Source organism: Enterobacter cloacae complex sp. 370H10 (assembly GCF_050031535.1).
Lineage (GTDB): Bacteria > Pseudomonadota > Gammaproteobacteria > Enterobacterales > Enterobacteriaceae > Enterobacter > Enterobacter intestinihominis.
In genome coordinates this window covers 687,255-703,182 of sequence record NZ_JBLGWG010000001.1, presented here as the reverse complement: position 1 = coordinate 703,182, position 15,928 = coordinate 687,255, and the positions used below count along the sequence as shown (strand labels likewise).

The 15,928-nt window shown below is 55.8% G+C and carries 12 protein-coding genes and 1 pseudogene; 1 reads left to right on the top strand and 12 read right to left on the bottom strand.

Features of this window, described 5'->3' with window-relative positions; all coding sequences use genetic code 11:
- Positions 1–134: 134 nt before the first annotated feature.
- The 9 genes and pseudogenes from carB to ACQG2Q_RS03310 all read right to left on the bottom strand — a co-directional run bounded on the left by carB (position 135) and on the right by ACQG2Q_RS03310 (position 12,039).
- Entirely contained in the window at positions 135–3,359 is a 3,225-nt protein-coding gene (gene carB, locus ACQG2Q_RS03350; protein WP_022647013.1) for a carbamoyl-phosphate synthase large subunit, read from the bottom strand.
- 18 nt (positions 3,360–3,377) lie between these two features.
- On the bottom strand, positions 3,378–4,526 hold the full coding sequence (gene carA, locus ACQG2Q_RS03345; protein ID WP_023299297.1) for a glutamine-hydrolyzing carbamoyl-phosphate synthase small subunit: 1,149 nt from the start codon (positions 4,524–4,526) through the stop codon (positions 3,378–3,380).
- 454 nt (positions 4,527–4,980) lie between these two features.
- Positions 4,981–5,802 carry a 4-hydroxy-tetrahydrodipicolinate reductase gene (gene dapB, locus ACQG2Q_RS03340; RefSeq protein ID WP_022647011.1) on the bottom strand — a complete coding sequence of 274 codons (822 nt, stop codon included), beginning with the start codon at positions 5,800–5,802 and terminating at the stop codon, positions 4,981–4,983.
- 205 nt (positions 5,803–6,007) lie between these two features.
- Positions 6,008–6,958, bottom strand: a complete 951-nt coding sequence (gene ispH / locus ACQG2Q_RS03335) for a 4-hydroxy-3-methylbut-2-enyl diphosphate reductase (protein ID WP_022647010.1) — start codon at positions 6,956–6,958, stop codon at positions 6,008–6,010.
- 1 nt (position 6,959) lies between these two features.
- Entirely contained in the window at positions 6,960–7,409 is a 450-nt protein-coding gene (gene fkpB, locus ACQG2Q_RS03330; RefSeq protein ID WP_022647009.1) for an FKBP-type peptidyl-prolyl cis-trans isomerase, read from the bottom strand.
- 116 nt (positions 7,410–7,525) lie between these two features.
- Complete coding sequence (lspA, locus tag ACQG2Q_RS03325; RefSeq protein WP_063148247.1) at positions 7,526–8,026, bottom strand: signal peptidase II; 501 nt, start codon at positions 8,024–8,026, stop codon at positions 7,526–7,528.
- Positions 8,026–10,842, bottom strand: coding sequence for an isoleucine--tRNA ligase (gene ileS / locus ACQG2Q_RS03320; protein ID WP_038415308.1), 2,817 nt, complete (start codon positions 10,840–10,842; stop codon positions 8,026–8,028). The genes lspA and ileS overlap by 1 nt, the downstream gene beginning before the upstream one ends.
- Before the next feature lie 45 nt (positions 10,843–10,887).
- Positions 10,888–11,814, bottom strand: coding sequence for a bifunctional riboflavin kinase/FAD synthetase (ribF, locus tag ACQG2Q_RS03315; protein WP_023299293.1), 927 nt, complete (start codon positions 11,812–11,814; stop codon positions 10,888–10,890).
- Positions 11,815–11,821: 7 nt separating this feature from the next.
- Positions 11,822–12,039, bottom strand: a pseudogene (locus ACQG2Q_RS03310) (DUF2575 domain-containing protein).
- Positions 12,040–12,140: 101 nt separating this feature from the next.
- On the opposite strand from ACQG2Q_RS03310, the gene rpsT reads away from it, so the two are divergent.
- A complete protein-coding gene (rpsT, locus tag ACQG2Q_RS03305) occupies positions 12,141–12,404 on the top strand; it encodes a 30S ribosomal protein S20 (RefSeq protein WP_003856458.1) in 264 nt (87 codons plus the stop codon).
- Between the two features lie 58 nt (positions 12,405–12,462).
- Here the strand turns inward: rpsT and nhaR are convergent, their stop codons facing one another.
- From nhaR to dnaJ, 3 genes are all read right to left on the bottom strand, one after another.
- Positions 12,463–13,362: a transcriptional activator NhaR gene (gene nhaR / locus ACQG2Q_RS03300; RefSeq protein ID WP_003856462.1), complete on the bottom strand. Its 900-nt coding sequence runs from the start codon at positions 13,360–13,362 to the stop codon at positions 12,463–12,465.
- Between the two features lie 58 nt (positions 13,363–13,420).
- Complete coding sequence (gene nhaA, locus ACQG2Q_RS03295; RefSeq protein ID WP_063849744.1) at positions 13,421–14,596, bottom strand: Na+/H+ antiporter NhaA; 1,176 nt, start codon at positions 14,594–14,596, stop codon at positions 13,421–13,423.
- A 173-nt stretch (positions 14,597–14,769) separates the two neighbouring features.
- Complete coding sequence (gene dnaJ / locus ACQG2Q_RS03290) at positions 14,770–15,915, bottom strand: molecular chaperone DnaJ (protein WP_063849743.1); 1,146 nt, start codon at positions 15,913–15,915, stop codon at positions 14,770–14,772.
- Between the last annotated feature and the right edge of the window lie 13 nt (positions 15,916–15,928).

Genomic DNA, 15,928 nt, shown 5'->3' with positions numbered 1-15,928 from the left:
TTTAGGCTAACTGACTGAAAGCGGATGAAAAACCAGAAGGTTCTTAAGATGGGTAAAGAAAACCGTAGGGCGGGTAAGCGAAGCGCCACCCGCCACTTGCCCGGCGGCGCTAACGCTTGCCGGGCCTACGCAGATTACTTGCTAATCTGAGCGTGCATTTCCTGCACCGAAATCACCTTCTCGGTGGCATCCGCATTCAGCGCCATGGCCGTCGCGAAACCGCCGTTCAGGGTGGTGTCGTAATGCACTTTATACTGGAGCGCGCTGCGGCGAATCAGCTTGGAGTCTTCAATCGCCTGGCGACCTGCGGTGGTGTTGATGATGTAGGTGTACTCACCATTCTTGATACGGTCCTGAATGTGCGGACGACCTTCATGCACCTTGTTCACCAGACGCGGGTTGATCCCAGCTTCACCCAGCACAATTGCCGTGCCGTGGGTTGCATCCAGCTCGAAGCCCTGTTTAAGCAGCTTGGCGGCCAGGTCAACCACGCGCTCTTTATCGCCTTCGCGAACGGAGAGCAGCGCACGGCCCGATTTTCTCATGGTGGAGCTGCTGCCCAGCTGTGCCTTGGCAAACGCTTCTGCGAAGGTGCGGCCCACGCCCATCACTTCCCCGGTAGAGCGCATCTCTGGCCCTAACAGTGGGTCAACGCCCGGGAATTTGTTGAACGGCAGCACCACCTCTTTCACCGAGTAGTACGGCGGGATGATTTCTTTCGTGACGCCCTGCTGAGTCAGCGTCTGGCCAGCCATCACGCGCGCCGCCACTTTCGCCAGCGGAATACCGGTCGCTTTAGAGACGAACGGTACGGTACGTGCCGCACGCGGGTTGACTTCAATCAGATAAACTTCGTTGTCTTTCACTGCGAACTGAACGTTCATCAGGCCGCGAACCTGCAACTCGAAGGCCAGCTTCTGCACCTGCTGACGCATCACATCCTGAATCTCCTGGCTCAGGGTGTACGCAGGAAGAGAACATGCGGAGTCACCGGAGTGCACGCCAGCCTGCTCGATGTGCTCCATGATGCCGCCAATCAGCACCATTTCGCCGTCGCAGATAGCGTCAACGTCGACTTCAACCGCGTCGTCGAGGAAGCGGTCGAGCAGCACTGGCGCATCGTTGGAGACGCTCACCGCCGTCTGGAAGTAGCGACGCAGGTCGGCTTCGTCATAGACGATTTCCATCGCACGGCCGCCCAGTACGTAGGATGGACGCACCACCAGCGGGTAACCAATCTCTTTCGCTTTCTCAACGGCCATTTCAATCGCGGTCACGGTGGCGTTCGCCGGCTGTTTCAGCTTGAGACGATCAACTGCCTGCTGGAAACGCTCGCGGTCTTCCGCGCGGTCAATCGCGTCCGGGCTGGTGCCGATAACCGGCACGCCTGCGGCTTCCAGCGCGCGCGCCAGCTTCAGCGGAGTCTGGCCGCCGTACTGCACGATCACGCCTTTTGGCTTCTCGATGCGCACGATTTCCAGCACGTCTTCCAGGGTTACCGGCTCGAAGTAGAGGCGGTCGGAGGTGTCGTAGTCGGTCGACACGGTTTCCGGGTTACAGTTGACCATGATGGTCTCGTACCCGTCTTCGCGCAGCGCCAGCGAGGCGTGTACGCAGCAGTAATCGAACTCGATGCCCTGGCCGATACGGTTTGGACCGCCGCCCAGCACCATGATCTTGTCGCGGTCGACGGACGGGTTCGCCTCGCACTCGTCTTCATAAGTGGAGTACATGTACGCGGTATCGGTCGAGAACTCTGCCGCACAGGTGTCCACGCGCTTGTAAACCGGGTGCAGGTCATACTGGTCGCGCAGCTTGCGGATTTCCGCTTCACGCACGCCCGCCAGTTTAGCCAGACGCGCATCGGCGAAGCCTTTACGCTTCAGCATGCGCAGGAAGTCTGCGTCCAGGCCGTTGATGCCCAGCTCCGCCACTTTCTCTTCCAGACGCACCAGCTCTTCAATCTGCACCAGGAACCAGCGGTCGATGTTGGTCAGGTTAAATACGCCGTCAACGGACAGGCCCGCGCGGAAGGCATCGGCGATGTACCAGATACGCTCTGCACCCGCGTCTTTCAGCTCGCGGCGGATTTTGGTCAGTGCTTCCGGGTCGTCCAGGCTGACTTTCGGGTCAAAGCCGGTCGCGCCCACTTCCAGGCCACGCAGCGCTTTTTGCAGGGATTCCTGCTGCGTGCGGCCAATCGCCATGACTTCACCAACGGATTTCATCTGGGTAGTCAGACGGTCGTTCGCGCCGGCGAATTTCTCGAAGTTAAAGCGAGGAATTTTGGTCACAACGTAGTCGATGGACGGTTCGAAGGACGCTGGCGTGCGGCCACCGGTGATGTCGTTCATCAGCTCGTCAAGGGTGTAACCCACCGCCAGTTTCGCCGCCACTTTCGCAATCGGGAAGCCGGTGGCTTTGGAGGCCAGCGCGGAGGAACGGGACACGCGCGGGTTCATTTCGATAACAATCAGACGGCCGGTTTTCGGGTTCACCGAGAACTGCACGTTCGAGCCGCCGGTTTCCACGCCGATTTCACGCAGTACCGCCATCGAGGCGTTACGCATGATTTGGTACTCTTTGTCGGTCAGCGTCTGAGCTGGCGCAACGGTGATGGAGTCGCCGGTGTGGATCCCCATCGCGTCGAAGTTTTCGATGGAGCAAACGATGATGCAGTTGTCGTTTTTATCACGCACCACTTCCATCTCGTACTCTTTCCAGCCAATCAGCGATTCATCAATCAGCAGCTCTTTGGTTGGGGAGAGATCCAGACCGCGTTCGCAAATCTCTTCGAACTCTTCGCGGTTGTAGGCGATACCGCCGCCGGTGCCGCCCATAGTGAATGATGGACGGATGATGCACGGATAGCCCACGTCAGCCGCGACGGCCAGCGCTTCTTCCATGTTGTGTGCGATACCGGAACGCGCGGTGTCGAGGCCAATTTTTTTCATTGCCACGTCGAAGCGACGACGGTCTTCTGCTTTATCAATCGCGTCGGCGGTTGCCCCAATCATGGTCACGCCGAACTCTTCCAGCACACCCTGACGCTCCAGCTCCAGCGCGCAGTTCAGCGCCGTCTGGCCGCCCATGGTTGGCAGCACCGCGTCCGGACGCTCTTTCTCAATAATTTTGCGTACCACTTCCCAGTGAATTGGCTCGATGTAGGTCGCATCTGCCATTTCCGGGTCGGTCATGATGGTGGCCGGGTTAGAGTTGACCAGGATGACGCGGTAACCCTCTTCGCGCAGGGCTTTACACGCCTGCGCGCCGGAGTAGTCAAATTCGCAGGCCTGGCCGATCACGATCGGGCCAGCGCCAAGGATCAGGATGCTTTTTATGTCTGTACGTTTTGGCATGGTCTTCTCAGCTCCTGATTATTTAGCAGTCTTACGGTATTGCTCGATAAGTTCGATGAAGTGATCGAACAGCGGCGCGGCATCGTGTGGGCCCGGGCTGGCTTCAGGGTGGCCCTGGAAGCTGAACGCAGGCTTATCGGTGCGATGGATACCCTGCAAGGTACCATCGAACAGTGACTTATGCGTCACGCGCAGGTTAGCGGGCATCGTCGCTTCATCCACAGCGAAGCCGTGGTTCTGCGCGGTGATCATTACCGTGTTGTTGTCGATATCTTTCACCGGGTGGTTACCACCATGGTGGCCGAACTTCATCTTGACGGTGTTCGCTCCGCTCGCCAGCGCCAGCAGCTGATGGCCGAGACAGATGCCGAATACCGGGATATCGGTTTCAAGGAAGGACTTAATGGCGTCGATAGCGTAGTCGCACGGCGCCGGGTCGCCAGGACCGTTAGAGAGGAAGATGCCGTCCGGGTTCATCTTCAGAACATCTTCCGCAGACGTTTGTGCCGGGACGACCGTCAGGCGGCAGCCACGGTCAACCAGCATACGCAGGATGTTGCGCTTGGCACCAAAATCGTAGGCCACCACGTGGAACGGCAGCTCGCTTTCCGGTTTCGCTTCCGGCAGGTCGCCTTCCAGCGTCCAGCTTCCCTGCGTCCAGCTGTAGGCTTCTGTGGTAGTCACTTCTTTCGCCAGGTCCATCCCGTTCAGGCCCGGGAAGGCTTTCGCTTTTTCCAGCGCCAGCGCCGCATCGAGGTTGTCCCCTGCGATGATGCAGCCATTTTGTGCACCCTTCTCGCGCAGCAGACGCGTCAGCTTACGGGTATCGATATCGGCAATCGCCACAATGTTATGGCGCTTCAGGTAAGAAGAGAGGTCTTCGGTGTTGCGGAAGTTGCTGGCAATCAGCGGCAGGTCGCGAATGACCAGGCCTTGTGCATGTACCTGAGAGGATTCTTCGTCAGCCGCATTGGTGCCGACATTGCCGATATGAGGATAAGTAAGAGTAACGATTTGGCGAGAATAGGAAGGATCAGTGAGGATTTCTTGATAACCGGTCATTGAAGTATTGAAAACGACTTCCCCAACCGCCGAACCCGTTGCCCCTATGGCCCGACCGATAAACTGGGTTCCGTCTTCCAGAACCAATAGCGCTGACTTAATCAAAACACCCTCCAGAGAATATTCACTCACTTTATTTGCATATTAATTCATAACCATGTCATGGATCAATGCAAATGTGTTGCCAGCGGATTTTTGGCAAACGGCGGCATTCTGGGGATTTGCCATGTAAAAGTCAACTTAAAACGGGGATTTTGTTTATTCTTTTGCAGGCCTGATGGCTTGATTTCAAATTAAGCGGCAAAAAGATCAACTAAATCACTGTGGAAACCGCTTGCGCAGGCAGTTTAAAAGAAACAATCGTCTTGCGGGAATAAAAAGTGGACCAGATGGTCAAAATTTACAGTGCAGCAACATAAAATAGCATGAAAACACTTACTTTAAATGAGTTAAATGCAATAATCCTGTGAAATAGACAAAATAAAAGGGCAATAAAATATTGCCCTATGCAATCAAATAGTTACGACTGCAATAACCACATCACGATGGGTAATAACGCTTACAAATTGTTGAGTTCGAGCACATCTCGCATATCAAAAAGACCATTTGGCTTACCTTTTAGCCACAGTGCGGAGCGTACCGCCCCGTTTGCAAACGTCATGCGGCTGGATGCTTTATGTGTGATTTCGACCCTTTCACCAATATCGGCGAACATAGCGGTATGTTCGCCGACGATATCACCCGCGCGAACGGTGGCAAAACCAATGGTGCCAGGCACGCGCTCGCCAGTGTGACCTTCGCGAGAATAGACCGCGATGTCTTTCAAATCTTTATCCATTGCATAAGCAATCGCTTCGCCCATCGCCAGCGCCGTGCCAGATGGGGCATCGACTTTATGGCGGTGGTGCGCTTCAATAATCTCAATGTCGGTATAGTCGCCCATCACCTTCGCTGCCTTTTCCAGCAGTTTAAGCATAACGTTAACGCCTACGCTAAAGTTCGCGGCGAAGACAATTGCAATGTCGGCGGCTGCTTCCTGAATGGCCTGTTTACCGGCATCATCGAAACCGGTGGTGCCAATCACCATCCCTTTACCGTGCTGGCGGCAAAACGCCAGGTGAGTCAAAGTGCCTTCCGGACGGGTAAAGTCGATGAACACGTCAAAGTCTTCTTTCACCGCCTCCAGGTTGCTCTGTACGGTAACGCCTGTCTTGCCCGCGCCTGCCAGCTCGCCCGCATCGGAGCCCAGCAGGGATGAACCTTCACGCTCCAGCGCCGCGCCAAGTGCCACGCCATCCATCTGTAGTGCCGCCTGAATCAGCTGGCGACCCATACGTCCACCCGCGCCAGCAATGGCGACACGGATCTGTGCATCATGCATAGTTATTCTCTTACGTTAAAATGATGTAAACCGTTTTCAGATTAACCAGCCTTCGCTAAGGCTGCCAACTGAAAACACCAATAATTAGAATTTAACGTGAAACCGACTCAGATATCAGTAAAAGACATGATTTTGTCGTCACGATAAGATACGAAGCAAAAAAAAGGCCAGCACAGAAGGTGCTGGCCTTTCATCAGAAAAGAAATTATTCCACTTCGCGGGCGTCGATTCGCAGCTCTTTCGGCACTTCAAAGACAATGTTCTCTTCACGGCCTTCCAGCGGCACCGCTTCGCCACCACCCAGCTCTTGCAGGCGGGCAATGACGTTTTGCACCAGAATATCCGGCGCTGAAGCACCTGCGGTAACACCGACGCAGGCCGCGTTTTTCACCCACGCTTCCTGAATGTCCGTTGCGTCGTCGATCAGAAACGCCGCTTTCCCCATACGCTGCGCCAGTTCGGCCAGACGGTTAGAGTTAGAGGAGTTTTTTGAACCGACCACCAGCACCACGTCCGCCTGTTCAGCCAGCGCGCGCACGGCTTCCTGACGGTTGGTGGTTGCGTAGCAGATATCATCTTTGCGCGGCCCGACGATTTTTGGGAAGCGCTGGCGCAGGGCGTCAATCACGTCTGAGGTGTCGTCCACGGAAAGCGTCGTCTGGGTCATAAACGACAGACGCGCTTCGTTTTTCACATTCAGCGTAAAAACGTCTTCCGGCGACTCAACCAGATACATACCCCCTTCCGGGTTGCTGTACTGACCCATGGTGCCTTCAACTTCCGGGTGACCGGCATGGCCAATCAGAATCGACTCTTCACCACGACGGCTTGCACGCGCCACTTCCATATGCACCTTGGTCACTAACGGACAGGTGGCATCGAATACGGTCAGATCGCGGCTTTTGGCTTCGTTACGTACGGCCTGGGATACGCCGTGCGCGGAGAAGATGAGGATTGCGCCGTCCGGCACTTCGCTGATCTGCTCGATAAAAATCGCACCGCGCTCGCGCAGGCTGTCGACCACGTAGCGGTTGTGCACCACTTCGTGACGCACGTAAATCGGCGCGCCGTAAATCTCCAGCGCATTTTCAACAATGCTGATAGCGCGGTCTACACCGGCGCAAAAACCGCGCGGGTTAGCCAACAGGATCTGCATTTCAGTCCTCCAGCGCCGGATCGATCTCCAGCACTTCTACATCAAAATGAACGGTACGCCCGGCAAGCGGATGGTTGAAGTCAACGGTGATGGAATCCCCGTTGATTTCGCGGATCACGCCAGGCATTTCGCTGCCGTCCATAGCGGTAAAGAGCATAATCGCCCCGATCTCCGGTTCACCCGCATCCATAAACTCACGGCGCGAGAAGTACTGAATCAGATCCGGGCTTGGCACACCGAATGCCGCATCCGGCTCCAGTGAGAACGCTTTTTTCTCACCCTCTTTCAGCCCGAGAAGCTGTTGTTCGAGGCCTTCAGACAGGGAGGTGTCGCCCAGACGAAACAGCGCCGGTTTGCCATTGTTGCGGGTGGATTCGGCCGTGGAGCCGTCATCCAGCTTCAGCGTGAAATGAACGAGAACCGCGCTGTTGCTCTGTACGGATTTAGACATGCAAATTGCTCGCTTGTTTTGGGTCACCTGTTGCCCGGTGGCGCTACGCTTACCGGGCCTACGGGGGCCACAAATTCTGTAGGCCGGGATCGCTACGCGTCACCCGGCTGGTTTTGTTACGCCTGCTCTTTCGCGGCCGGTTTAGGCAAGAAGCCTTCCAGCACGATTAACGCTGCACCAACGCATATTGCGCTATCGGCGAGGTTAAAGGTCGCAAAGTGCCAGTCGCCGACGTAGAAGTCGATCATATCGACTACAAAGCCGTGCCACAGGCGGTCAAACAGGTTACCCAGTGCGCCACCAATGATCAGCGCGTAGGCGATGTTATTCAGCTTTTGCGTGGCCTTCGAGCGGTACATCAGCACCGCGAGCACGACGCAGATACCCATTGCGATACCTGCGAAGAACCAACGCTGCCAGCCACCGCTGTCGGCAAGGAAACTAAACGCCGCACCGTAGTTGCGGGCGTAGTGCAGGTTAAGCGACGGGAACAGCGGGACCGTATCCCCCAGAGCGAAATTCTGGAGGATCAGGAACTTGCTACCCAAATCAATAATCAGCACCACTACCACCAGCCACAGCCAGCGCAGTCCTGTTGAACAGAGAGTTTTACTCATCAGGCAAACTTACGTTTTTCGCCGTCGCCGGCGACGTTGCTTACACAGCGTCCGCAGATGTCTGCGTGTTCCGCCACCTGGCCGACATCGGTAGTGTAATGCCAGCAACGCGGGCATTTTTCACCATCGGCTTTGCTCAGTGCGACCTTCAGTCCTTTGAGCAGTTCGCTCTGCTGAGCATCAGCAGATGCCTCGGCATAATCCGCAACTTTCGCACCGGAGGTCAACAGGACAAATCGTAATTCATCGCCCAGCGCGGTCAGCTTCGCGGCCAGCTCAGGCTCTGCGTACAGGGTCACCGTCGCTTCCAGAGAGCCACCGACTTTCTTGTCAGCGCGCGCCTGCTCGATAACCTTGTTCACTTCGCCACGCACTTTCAGCAGCTCGTCCCAGTAGGCGTCGTTCATTGCTTCAGTGCTGGAGAGGTCGAACAGACCTTCGTACCACTCGCCGGTGAAGACATACTTCTCACGGTCGCCCGGCAGGTAACCCCAGATTTCATCTGCGGTGAAGGACATGATCGGCGCCATCCAGCGTACCAGCGCCTCTGCGATGTGGAACAGCGCGGTCTGGCAGCTACGACGCGCCACGCTGTCCGCTTTCGCGGTGTACTGGCGGTCTTTGATGATGTCGAGATAGAACGACCCCATCTCAATGGAGCAGAAGCGCATCAGGCGCTGCACCACTTCGTGGAAGTCGTAAGACTCATAGGCTTTCAGAATATCTTCCTGTGCCGCTTTCGCGCAGCCTACCGCCCAGCGATCGAGCACCACCATCTCTTCCGGCTTCACCATGTCTTTTACCGGATCAAACCCGTTCAGGTTCGCCAGCAGGAAGCGCGCGGTGTTACGGATACGACGATAGCTGTCAGCAGCACGTTTCAGGATCTCGTCAGACACCGCCATTTCGCCCGTGTAGTCGGTGGATGCCACCCACAGGCGTAGAATATCCGCGCCCAGCTTGTTCATCACGTCCTGCGGAGAAACGGTGTTACCGATGGATTTGGACATCTTACGGCCCTGACCATCCACGGTGAAGCCGTGGGTCAGTACCTGGCGGTAAGGTGCTTTGCCCTTCATGGCGGTGGAGATCATCAGGGATGACATGAACCAGCCGCGGTGTTGGTCGGAGCCTTCCAGATACATGTCGGCAGCGTGACCGGCGAACTCAGGGCGCACGTCAACCACGGAGGAGTGGGTAGACCCGGAGTCGAACCACACGTCCAGGGTATCCGGCACTTTCTCGTAGTTGTCCGCGTCAGCGCCCAGGATGTCACGGGAATCGAGATCCCACCACGCCTGAATGCCGTCAACTTCAACGCGCTTCGCCACCTCTTCCATCAGTTCCAGGGTGTTCGGGTGCAGTTCCTGCGTCTCTTTATGCACGAACAGCGACATCGGCACGCCCCAGGTGCGCTGACGGGAGATACACCAGTCAGGACGGTTAGCCACCATGGATTCGATACGCGCCTGGCCCCAGTCCGGGATCCACTGCACGCCTTTGATCTCTTTCAGAGACTGCTCGCGCAGGCCTTTCTGGTCCATGCTGACGAACCACTGCGGGGTCGCACGGAAGATAATCGGGGTCTTATGGCGCCAGCAGCACGGATAGCTGTGCTGCATTTTCTCAACGTGCAGCAGCGCGCCGCTGGTGCGAAGCATGTCAACGATGATGTCGTTGGCTTTAAAGACGTTGATACCGTCCAGCGCCGGGTAGGTGCCAGGCAGGTAAGAGCCATCCGGACCGACCGGGTTGGCGATTTCCAGACCGTATTTCAGGCTGATGTTGTAGTCGTCAGGACCGTGGCCGCCGGCGGTATGCACCGCACCGGTACCCGCGTCCAGCGTGACGTGGTCGCCCAGGATCGCCGGAACGTCGAAGTCCAGGAACGGGTGTTTGAAGCGCATCAGCTCCAGCGCGTCGCCTTTTACGGTACCCAGCACGCTGTAATCAGTGATGTTCGCGCGTTTAAGCACGCTTTCAACCAGATCTTTTGCCAGGATAACCGCGCGACCATCAATTTGTACCAGCGCGTACTCAAACTCACCGGACAGGGAAATGGCACGGTTGGCTGGTAACGTCCACGGGGTGGTGGTCCAGATAACCAGCGAGACTGGACCGCTTACGCCTGGCAGGCCAAATTTAGCTTTGATCGCATCCTGATCGACCGCTTCGAACGCCACGTCGATAGAAGGCGAGGTTTTGTCGTAATACTCTACTTCCGCTTCTGCCAGCGCAGAACGGCAGTCCACGCACCAGTGCACCGGCTTAGCGCCTTTATGCAGGTGACCGTTGCCGATGATTTTACCCAGCGCACGGATAATGTTGGCTTCGGTTTTGAAGTCCATGGTCAGGTACGGGTGCGACCAGTCGCCCAGCACGCCCAGACGGATGAAGTCAGCGCGCTGACCGTCAACCTGGGTGGCAGCGTATTCGCGGCATTTCGCGCGGAACTCTGCGGCGGTGAACTTCTCACCTGGCTTACCGTACTCTTGCTCCACTTTCAGCTCGATTGGCAGACCATGGCAGTCCCAGCCCGGAACATAAGGCGAGTCATATCCCGCGAGTCCTTTGGACTTCACGATAATGTCTTTCAGAATCTTGTTTACAGAGTGACCAATATGAATGCTGCCATTCGCATAGGGAGGGCCATCATGCAGAATGAAGGTTTTTTTGCCTTTTTTGGCTGCACGAATGATGCCGTACAGGTCATCATCAGTCCAACGCGCCAGCATTCCCGGTTCGCGCTTGGCGAGATCGCCGCGCATCGGGAACCCTGTTTCCGGCAAATTCAGGGTTGATTTATAGTCACTCATCAGATTCTCGGTTCCGTATTTATCACGTAGGCAGTTAAGCCGGTTCTAAAGCCCAAAAAACTCGCGGGCCGTTAATTCATCTCGCGCGATTTGCGCCTTAAGTTCATCCAGCGAAGCGAATCGCTGTTCATTGCGTATTTTTTTACGCAGTATCACATCTATATGGCGACCGTAGAGGTCCATTACAACGTCCAGCAGGTGTACTTCTAACTGTTGACGCACACCGGAAACCGTTGGACGTGTACCAATGTTGGCAACACCGTAAAAAGGCTTCTCACCCAGTCCTGCCACTTCCACCGCATAGACCCCTTTAACCGGGGAGACCTGACGACGCAGCGGTATATTCGCCGTCGGAAAACCTATCGTGCGGCCCAGCGCATCGCCATGGACCACACGACCTGAAATTGTGAACGGATGACCCAGCAGCGTTTCTGCCGTGTCCAGTTCATCGTTCGCCAGCGCCTGACGTACCGCCGTGCTGCTGACGCGCACCCCGCCCTCACAGAAGGTCATCGTACTGGTGACGTCAAACCCGTACTCCAGGCCAGCCTTCTGTAATAACAAGAAATCGCCCTGACGACCAGCGCCAAAGCGGAAATCATCGCCCACGGCGAGAAACTGCACGCCAAGCTGCCTGACCAACAGATCGCTGACAAAGTTTTGTGCGGTCAGCGCGGCAAACCGACGGTCGAAGCGTACGCACAGGACGTAGTCCACGCCGGACTCCGCCAGGTAGCGTAACTTCTCACGCAGACGCGTCAGCCGCGCGGGGGATTTCTCGCCGGCAAACAGCTCCAGCGGCTGCGGTTCGAAAATCATCACCACAACGGGCAGGCCACGCGCCTCCCCTTCTTTACGCAATCCCTGCAACAGCGCCTGATGCCCACGATGCACGCCGTCAAAATTACCAATGGTCAGTACGCACCCGTGCGGGGCTTGACTGAGATTATGTATGCCGCGTATCAGCTTCATGACTGGCTCAAAACAGTGAAAATCGCCAAAGTATACCTTGTACGGCGGTTAAGGTTAACCGGCGATTGTTCACGCGAAACAGAAAGCCGTATGATTTCATCAGGCTGACCTTTCACAGCAAAAAAATCTGCCCGAGAACTGCGATTTTTATGCCGAAAGGCTGTATTCACGAAAGACAAGCTGGTAGAATCCTGCGCCATCACTACGTAACGTAGCGTCGCTCATTAACGGCGCTTATTTGCACAAATCCATTGACAAAAGAAGGCAAAGAGGGCATATTCCTCGGCCTTTGAATTGTCCACATAGAACATATTTGGGAGTTGGACTTGGCTAATATCAAATCAGCTAAGAAACGTGCCGTTCAGTCTGAAAAGGCTCGTAAGCACAACGCAAGCCGTCGCTCTATGATGCGTACTTTCATCAAGAAAGTATACGCAGCAATCGAAGCAGGCGACAAAGCTGCAGCGCAGAACGCATTTAACGAAATGCAACCAATCGTGGATCGTCAGGCTGCTAAAGGTCTGATCCACAAAAACAAAGCAGCGCGTCATAAAGCAAACCTGACCGCGCAGATCAACAAACTGGCTTAATCGCTACTTGTTGTTGCTTGTTTGAAAGAACCCGCTTAACGCGGGTTTTTTTATGTCTTCAGATTGCCGGCGGCGTAAACAGCGCCGAGTAGTCGCGGTTGCAGATTCGCTGCACCGCCGGGTGCTGAATCATCCTTTCGGCGAATATGGCGTGATACTCTTCCATCACGTTATCCACCCTGCCAATCTCGGTAATCTTGTCGTCTGAATAGAGATCGTGCGCGTACAGCGTCGGGGCAACGAAGATAGCGTTGTGCGCCTCGCCAAAAGCCTTCATCAAAGCCGCATCGTCGAACTCACCGAGGATCTCCACGTTCAGCCCCTGCGAGTTAAACCAGTTCAGCAGCTTACGTCCGAGCATAGACCGCCTACCCGGCACCAGCAGGCGGCGCTCTTCCAGGCAAGCAGGAAACGGTTTTTCCGGCGGCGGATTAATGCACCAGAAACTGACGCCGCATTCGCCAATTTTCACCGAGAACAAGCCTTCCTGCTGCGTGGAGTCGATTGGGCAGTCCGAGATAATCATATCCAGCTTATGCTGGCTCAGCTGTTCCAGCAGCATCTCGTGAGTGGACTCAAAGCAGCGTAAATGAATCTGTTCATCTTCCACCACCGCCGCATCCAGCACACCGCTTACCAGCCGTTTGGACAACGCATCCGCCACGCCCACGTCAAAGAGCAGGTTCGACTCTTTGCGATAGTTAACGATATCCAGCATCTCCTGGCTCAGGGTGAACATCTTGTCCGCATAGCGGAACACCAGTTCGCCCAGCTCGCTCGGCTCAATGCCACGTCCTTTCCGCTTAAAAAGCTTGCCCTGTAAGCGCTCTTCCAGGGCTTTGATTTGCCCGGTAATAGTTTGTGGTGTCAGGTAGAGCGCCTCTGCCGCTCCCACGACCGAGCCCTGCTTGTAGACATGCCAGAAGTAATAGAGATGGTTATAGTTCAAATGAGACATCACGTTTTCACTCCCTGATAGTTTATCGGGAGAAGGCTTCCCTTCTCCCGGTTTCCTGTTATGCCTGGACAGCCTGTCCGGACAACTTCACCTTCAACAAGGTATAACCAATAACCGCGGCCAGTAACGACCCGATAAGAATGCCGAGTTTCGCCCAGACGATAAGCTCAGGCGCGCTGGTGCCAAACGCCAGCGTCGAGATAAAGATCGACATGGTGAATCCAATACCGCACAGCACGCCGATGGCCATAATCTGACTAAAGGTGGTTCCGTTTGGCAATGACGCTAGCTTCAGCTTCAGCGCCAGCCAGCAGAACAGGCTGATACCCAGCGGCTTACCGATAAACAAACCAGCGATGATACCCAGCGGCAGCACAGAGGTGAGTCCGTCCAGGGTAACACCGGCCAGGGAAACACCCGCGTTGGCAAATGCAAACAGCGGCAGGATCATAAAGCCCACCCACGGATGAAGCACATGCTCCAGCTGTCTGGCAGGCGATTTGCCGTCCTGCTCCTTCAGCGGAATAAAGAAGCCAACGATGACGCCCGCCAGCGTGGCATGCACGCCAGACTTCAGCACCGCCGTCCACAGCACCATCCCCACCAGAATATAAATACCCGTGCGTCGGACGTTGAAGACGTTCAGCAACGCCAGCACCGCAATAGCCACGGCCGCCACGCTCAGCGACAGAACCGACAGATCGCTGGTGTAGAACAGCGCGATAATCACTATAGCGCCCAGGTCATCGATAATCGCCAGCGCCATCAGGAAAATTTTCAGTGCTACCGGGACGCGGCTACCGAGCAAGGCTAAGACCCCGAGCGCAAACGCGATATCCGTTGCGGCCGGGATCGCCCAGCCGTCACGCGCAACCGGATCCTGCCACGCAAACGCGAGAAAGAGCAACGCGGGAACGATCATCCCGCCAATCGCCGCGATCACCGGAAACGCCGCGCGCTGTCGGCTGGCAAGAGAACCGATCACCAGCTCACGTTTGACCTCCAGGCCTACCAGCAGGAAGAACACCGCCATCAGCGCATCGTTGATCCACAGCAGCATGGTCTTGTTAATTTCCAGCGCCCCGACCTTCAGCTCGACGGGGGTTTCCAGAAATGCGTGATAGAGATCGCGCGTCATGCCCATATTGGCGAGCAGCATGGCGGCTGCAGCAGCAATAATCAGGATGACGCCGCCGGATGCCTCACTGCTAAAGAAACGGTGTAGTAATTTCACGTTTAAACTCTCTTTTACAACAATACCTCGGTAAAACCATAATATCAGCGCAAACAGATCGGTAAAAACAGATTAATATTGGTTATAGATTCAGTTTAACCGAGGAATAACGCTATAAAGCAAAAAGCCCGGAATCGCTTCCGGGCTTTAAAGGATAGTAACCAGCTGGCAGGTTAGCGGGTTAAATCGTCGAAGAATTTTTTGACGCCATCGAAGAAGCTTTTGGAGCGCGGGCTGTTTTTCTCACCCGTCGGGCCACCAAAACTCTCCTGAAGCTCTTTCAGCAGCTGTTTCTGCTTGTCGTTCAGGCCGACCGGCGTTTCAACGACCACGCGGCATAACAGGTCACCCTGCGCGCCACCGCGAACGGATTTAACGCCTTTGCCGCGCATGCGGAACAGCTTCCCGGACTGGGTTTCGCCAGGGATTTTCAGGTTAACGCGGCCGTCCAGCGTCGGCACTTCGATTTCGCCGCCCAGCGCCGCCATCGCAAAGTTGATCGGCACTTCACAGTACAGGTTGTTACCTTCACGCTCGAAGATGGCGTGCTGTTTAACCTGAACCTGAACGTACAGATCCCCTGCCGGTGCGCCGTGCTCGCCAGCTTCCCCCTCACCTGCCAGACGGATGCGGTCGCCCGTATCTACGCCTGCCGGGATCTTAACGGACAGCGTTTTGGTTTTCTCCACGCGACCGTGACCGTGGCATTTGGTGCACGGATCTTTAATCAGCGTACCGCGACCATGACAATGCGGACAGGCCTGCTGCACCGCGAAGAAGCCCTGGCGCATCTGCACCTGACCGGAACCGTGACAGGTTGGACAGGTCTGTGGCTGAGTCCCCGCTTTCGCGCCGCTGCCGTGGCAAACGTCACACTCTTCCAGCGTCGGGATACGGATCTCTTTGGTTACGCCACGAACCGCTTCTTCCAGTGTCAGGTCCATGTTATAGCGCAGATCTGCGCCGCGCGCCGCGCGCTGACGACCACGACCGCCGCCGAAGATATCGCCAAATACATCGCCAAAGATGTCGCTGAAATCAGCGCCGCCGCCGAAGCCGCCGCCACCAAATCCACCGCCGCCCATGCCGCCCTGTTCAAAGGCCGCGTGACCATACTGGTCATAAGCCGCACGTTTTTGTGCATCGGTCAGGACTTCATAGGCTTCTTTAATCTCTTTAAATTTGGCTTCAGCCTCTTTGTCACCCTGATTACGGTCAGGGTGGAATTTCATGGCCAGGCGCTTATATGCCTTTTTGATTTCACGCTCTTCCGCAGTTTTCGGAACGCCTAAAATCTCGTAATAGTCTTGCTTTGCCATTGGTTTTTTTAAG

Coding starts and splice junctions, on each gene's coding strand:
- lspA (WP_063148247.1), bottom strand. CDS start 8,026: ATGAGTAAAACTCTCTGTTCAACAGGACTGCGCTGGCTGTGGCTGGTG.
- dnaJ (WP_063849743.1), bottom strand. CDS start 15,915: ATGGCAAAGCAAGACTATTACGAGATTTTAGGCGTTCCGAAAACTGCG.
- dapB (WP_022647011.1), bottom strand. CDS start 5,802: ATGCATGATGCACAGATCCGTGTCGCCATTGCTGGCGCGGGTGGACGT.
- ileS (WP_038415308.1), bottom strand. CDS start 10,842: ATGAGTGACTATAAATCAACCCTGAATTTGCCGGAAACAGGGTTCCCG.
- fkpB (WP_022647009.1), bottom strand. CDS start 7,409: ATGTCTAAATCCGTACAGAGCAACAGCGCGGTTCTCGTTCATTTCACG.
- carB (WP_022647013.1), bottom strand. CDS start 3,359: ATGCCAAAACGTACAGACATAAAAAGCATCCTGATCCTTGGCGCTGGC.
- ispH (WP_022647010.1), bottom strand. CDS start 6,958: ATGCAGATCCTGTTGGCTAACCCGCGCGGTTTTTGCGCCGGTGTAGAC.
- nhaR (WP_003856462.1), bottom strand. CDS start 13,362: ATGTCTCATTTGAACTATAACCATCTCTATTACTTCTGGCATGTCTAC.
- ribF (WP_023299293.1), bottom strand. CDS start 11,814: ATGAAGCTGATACGCGGCATACATAATCTCAGTCAAGCCCCGCACGGG.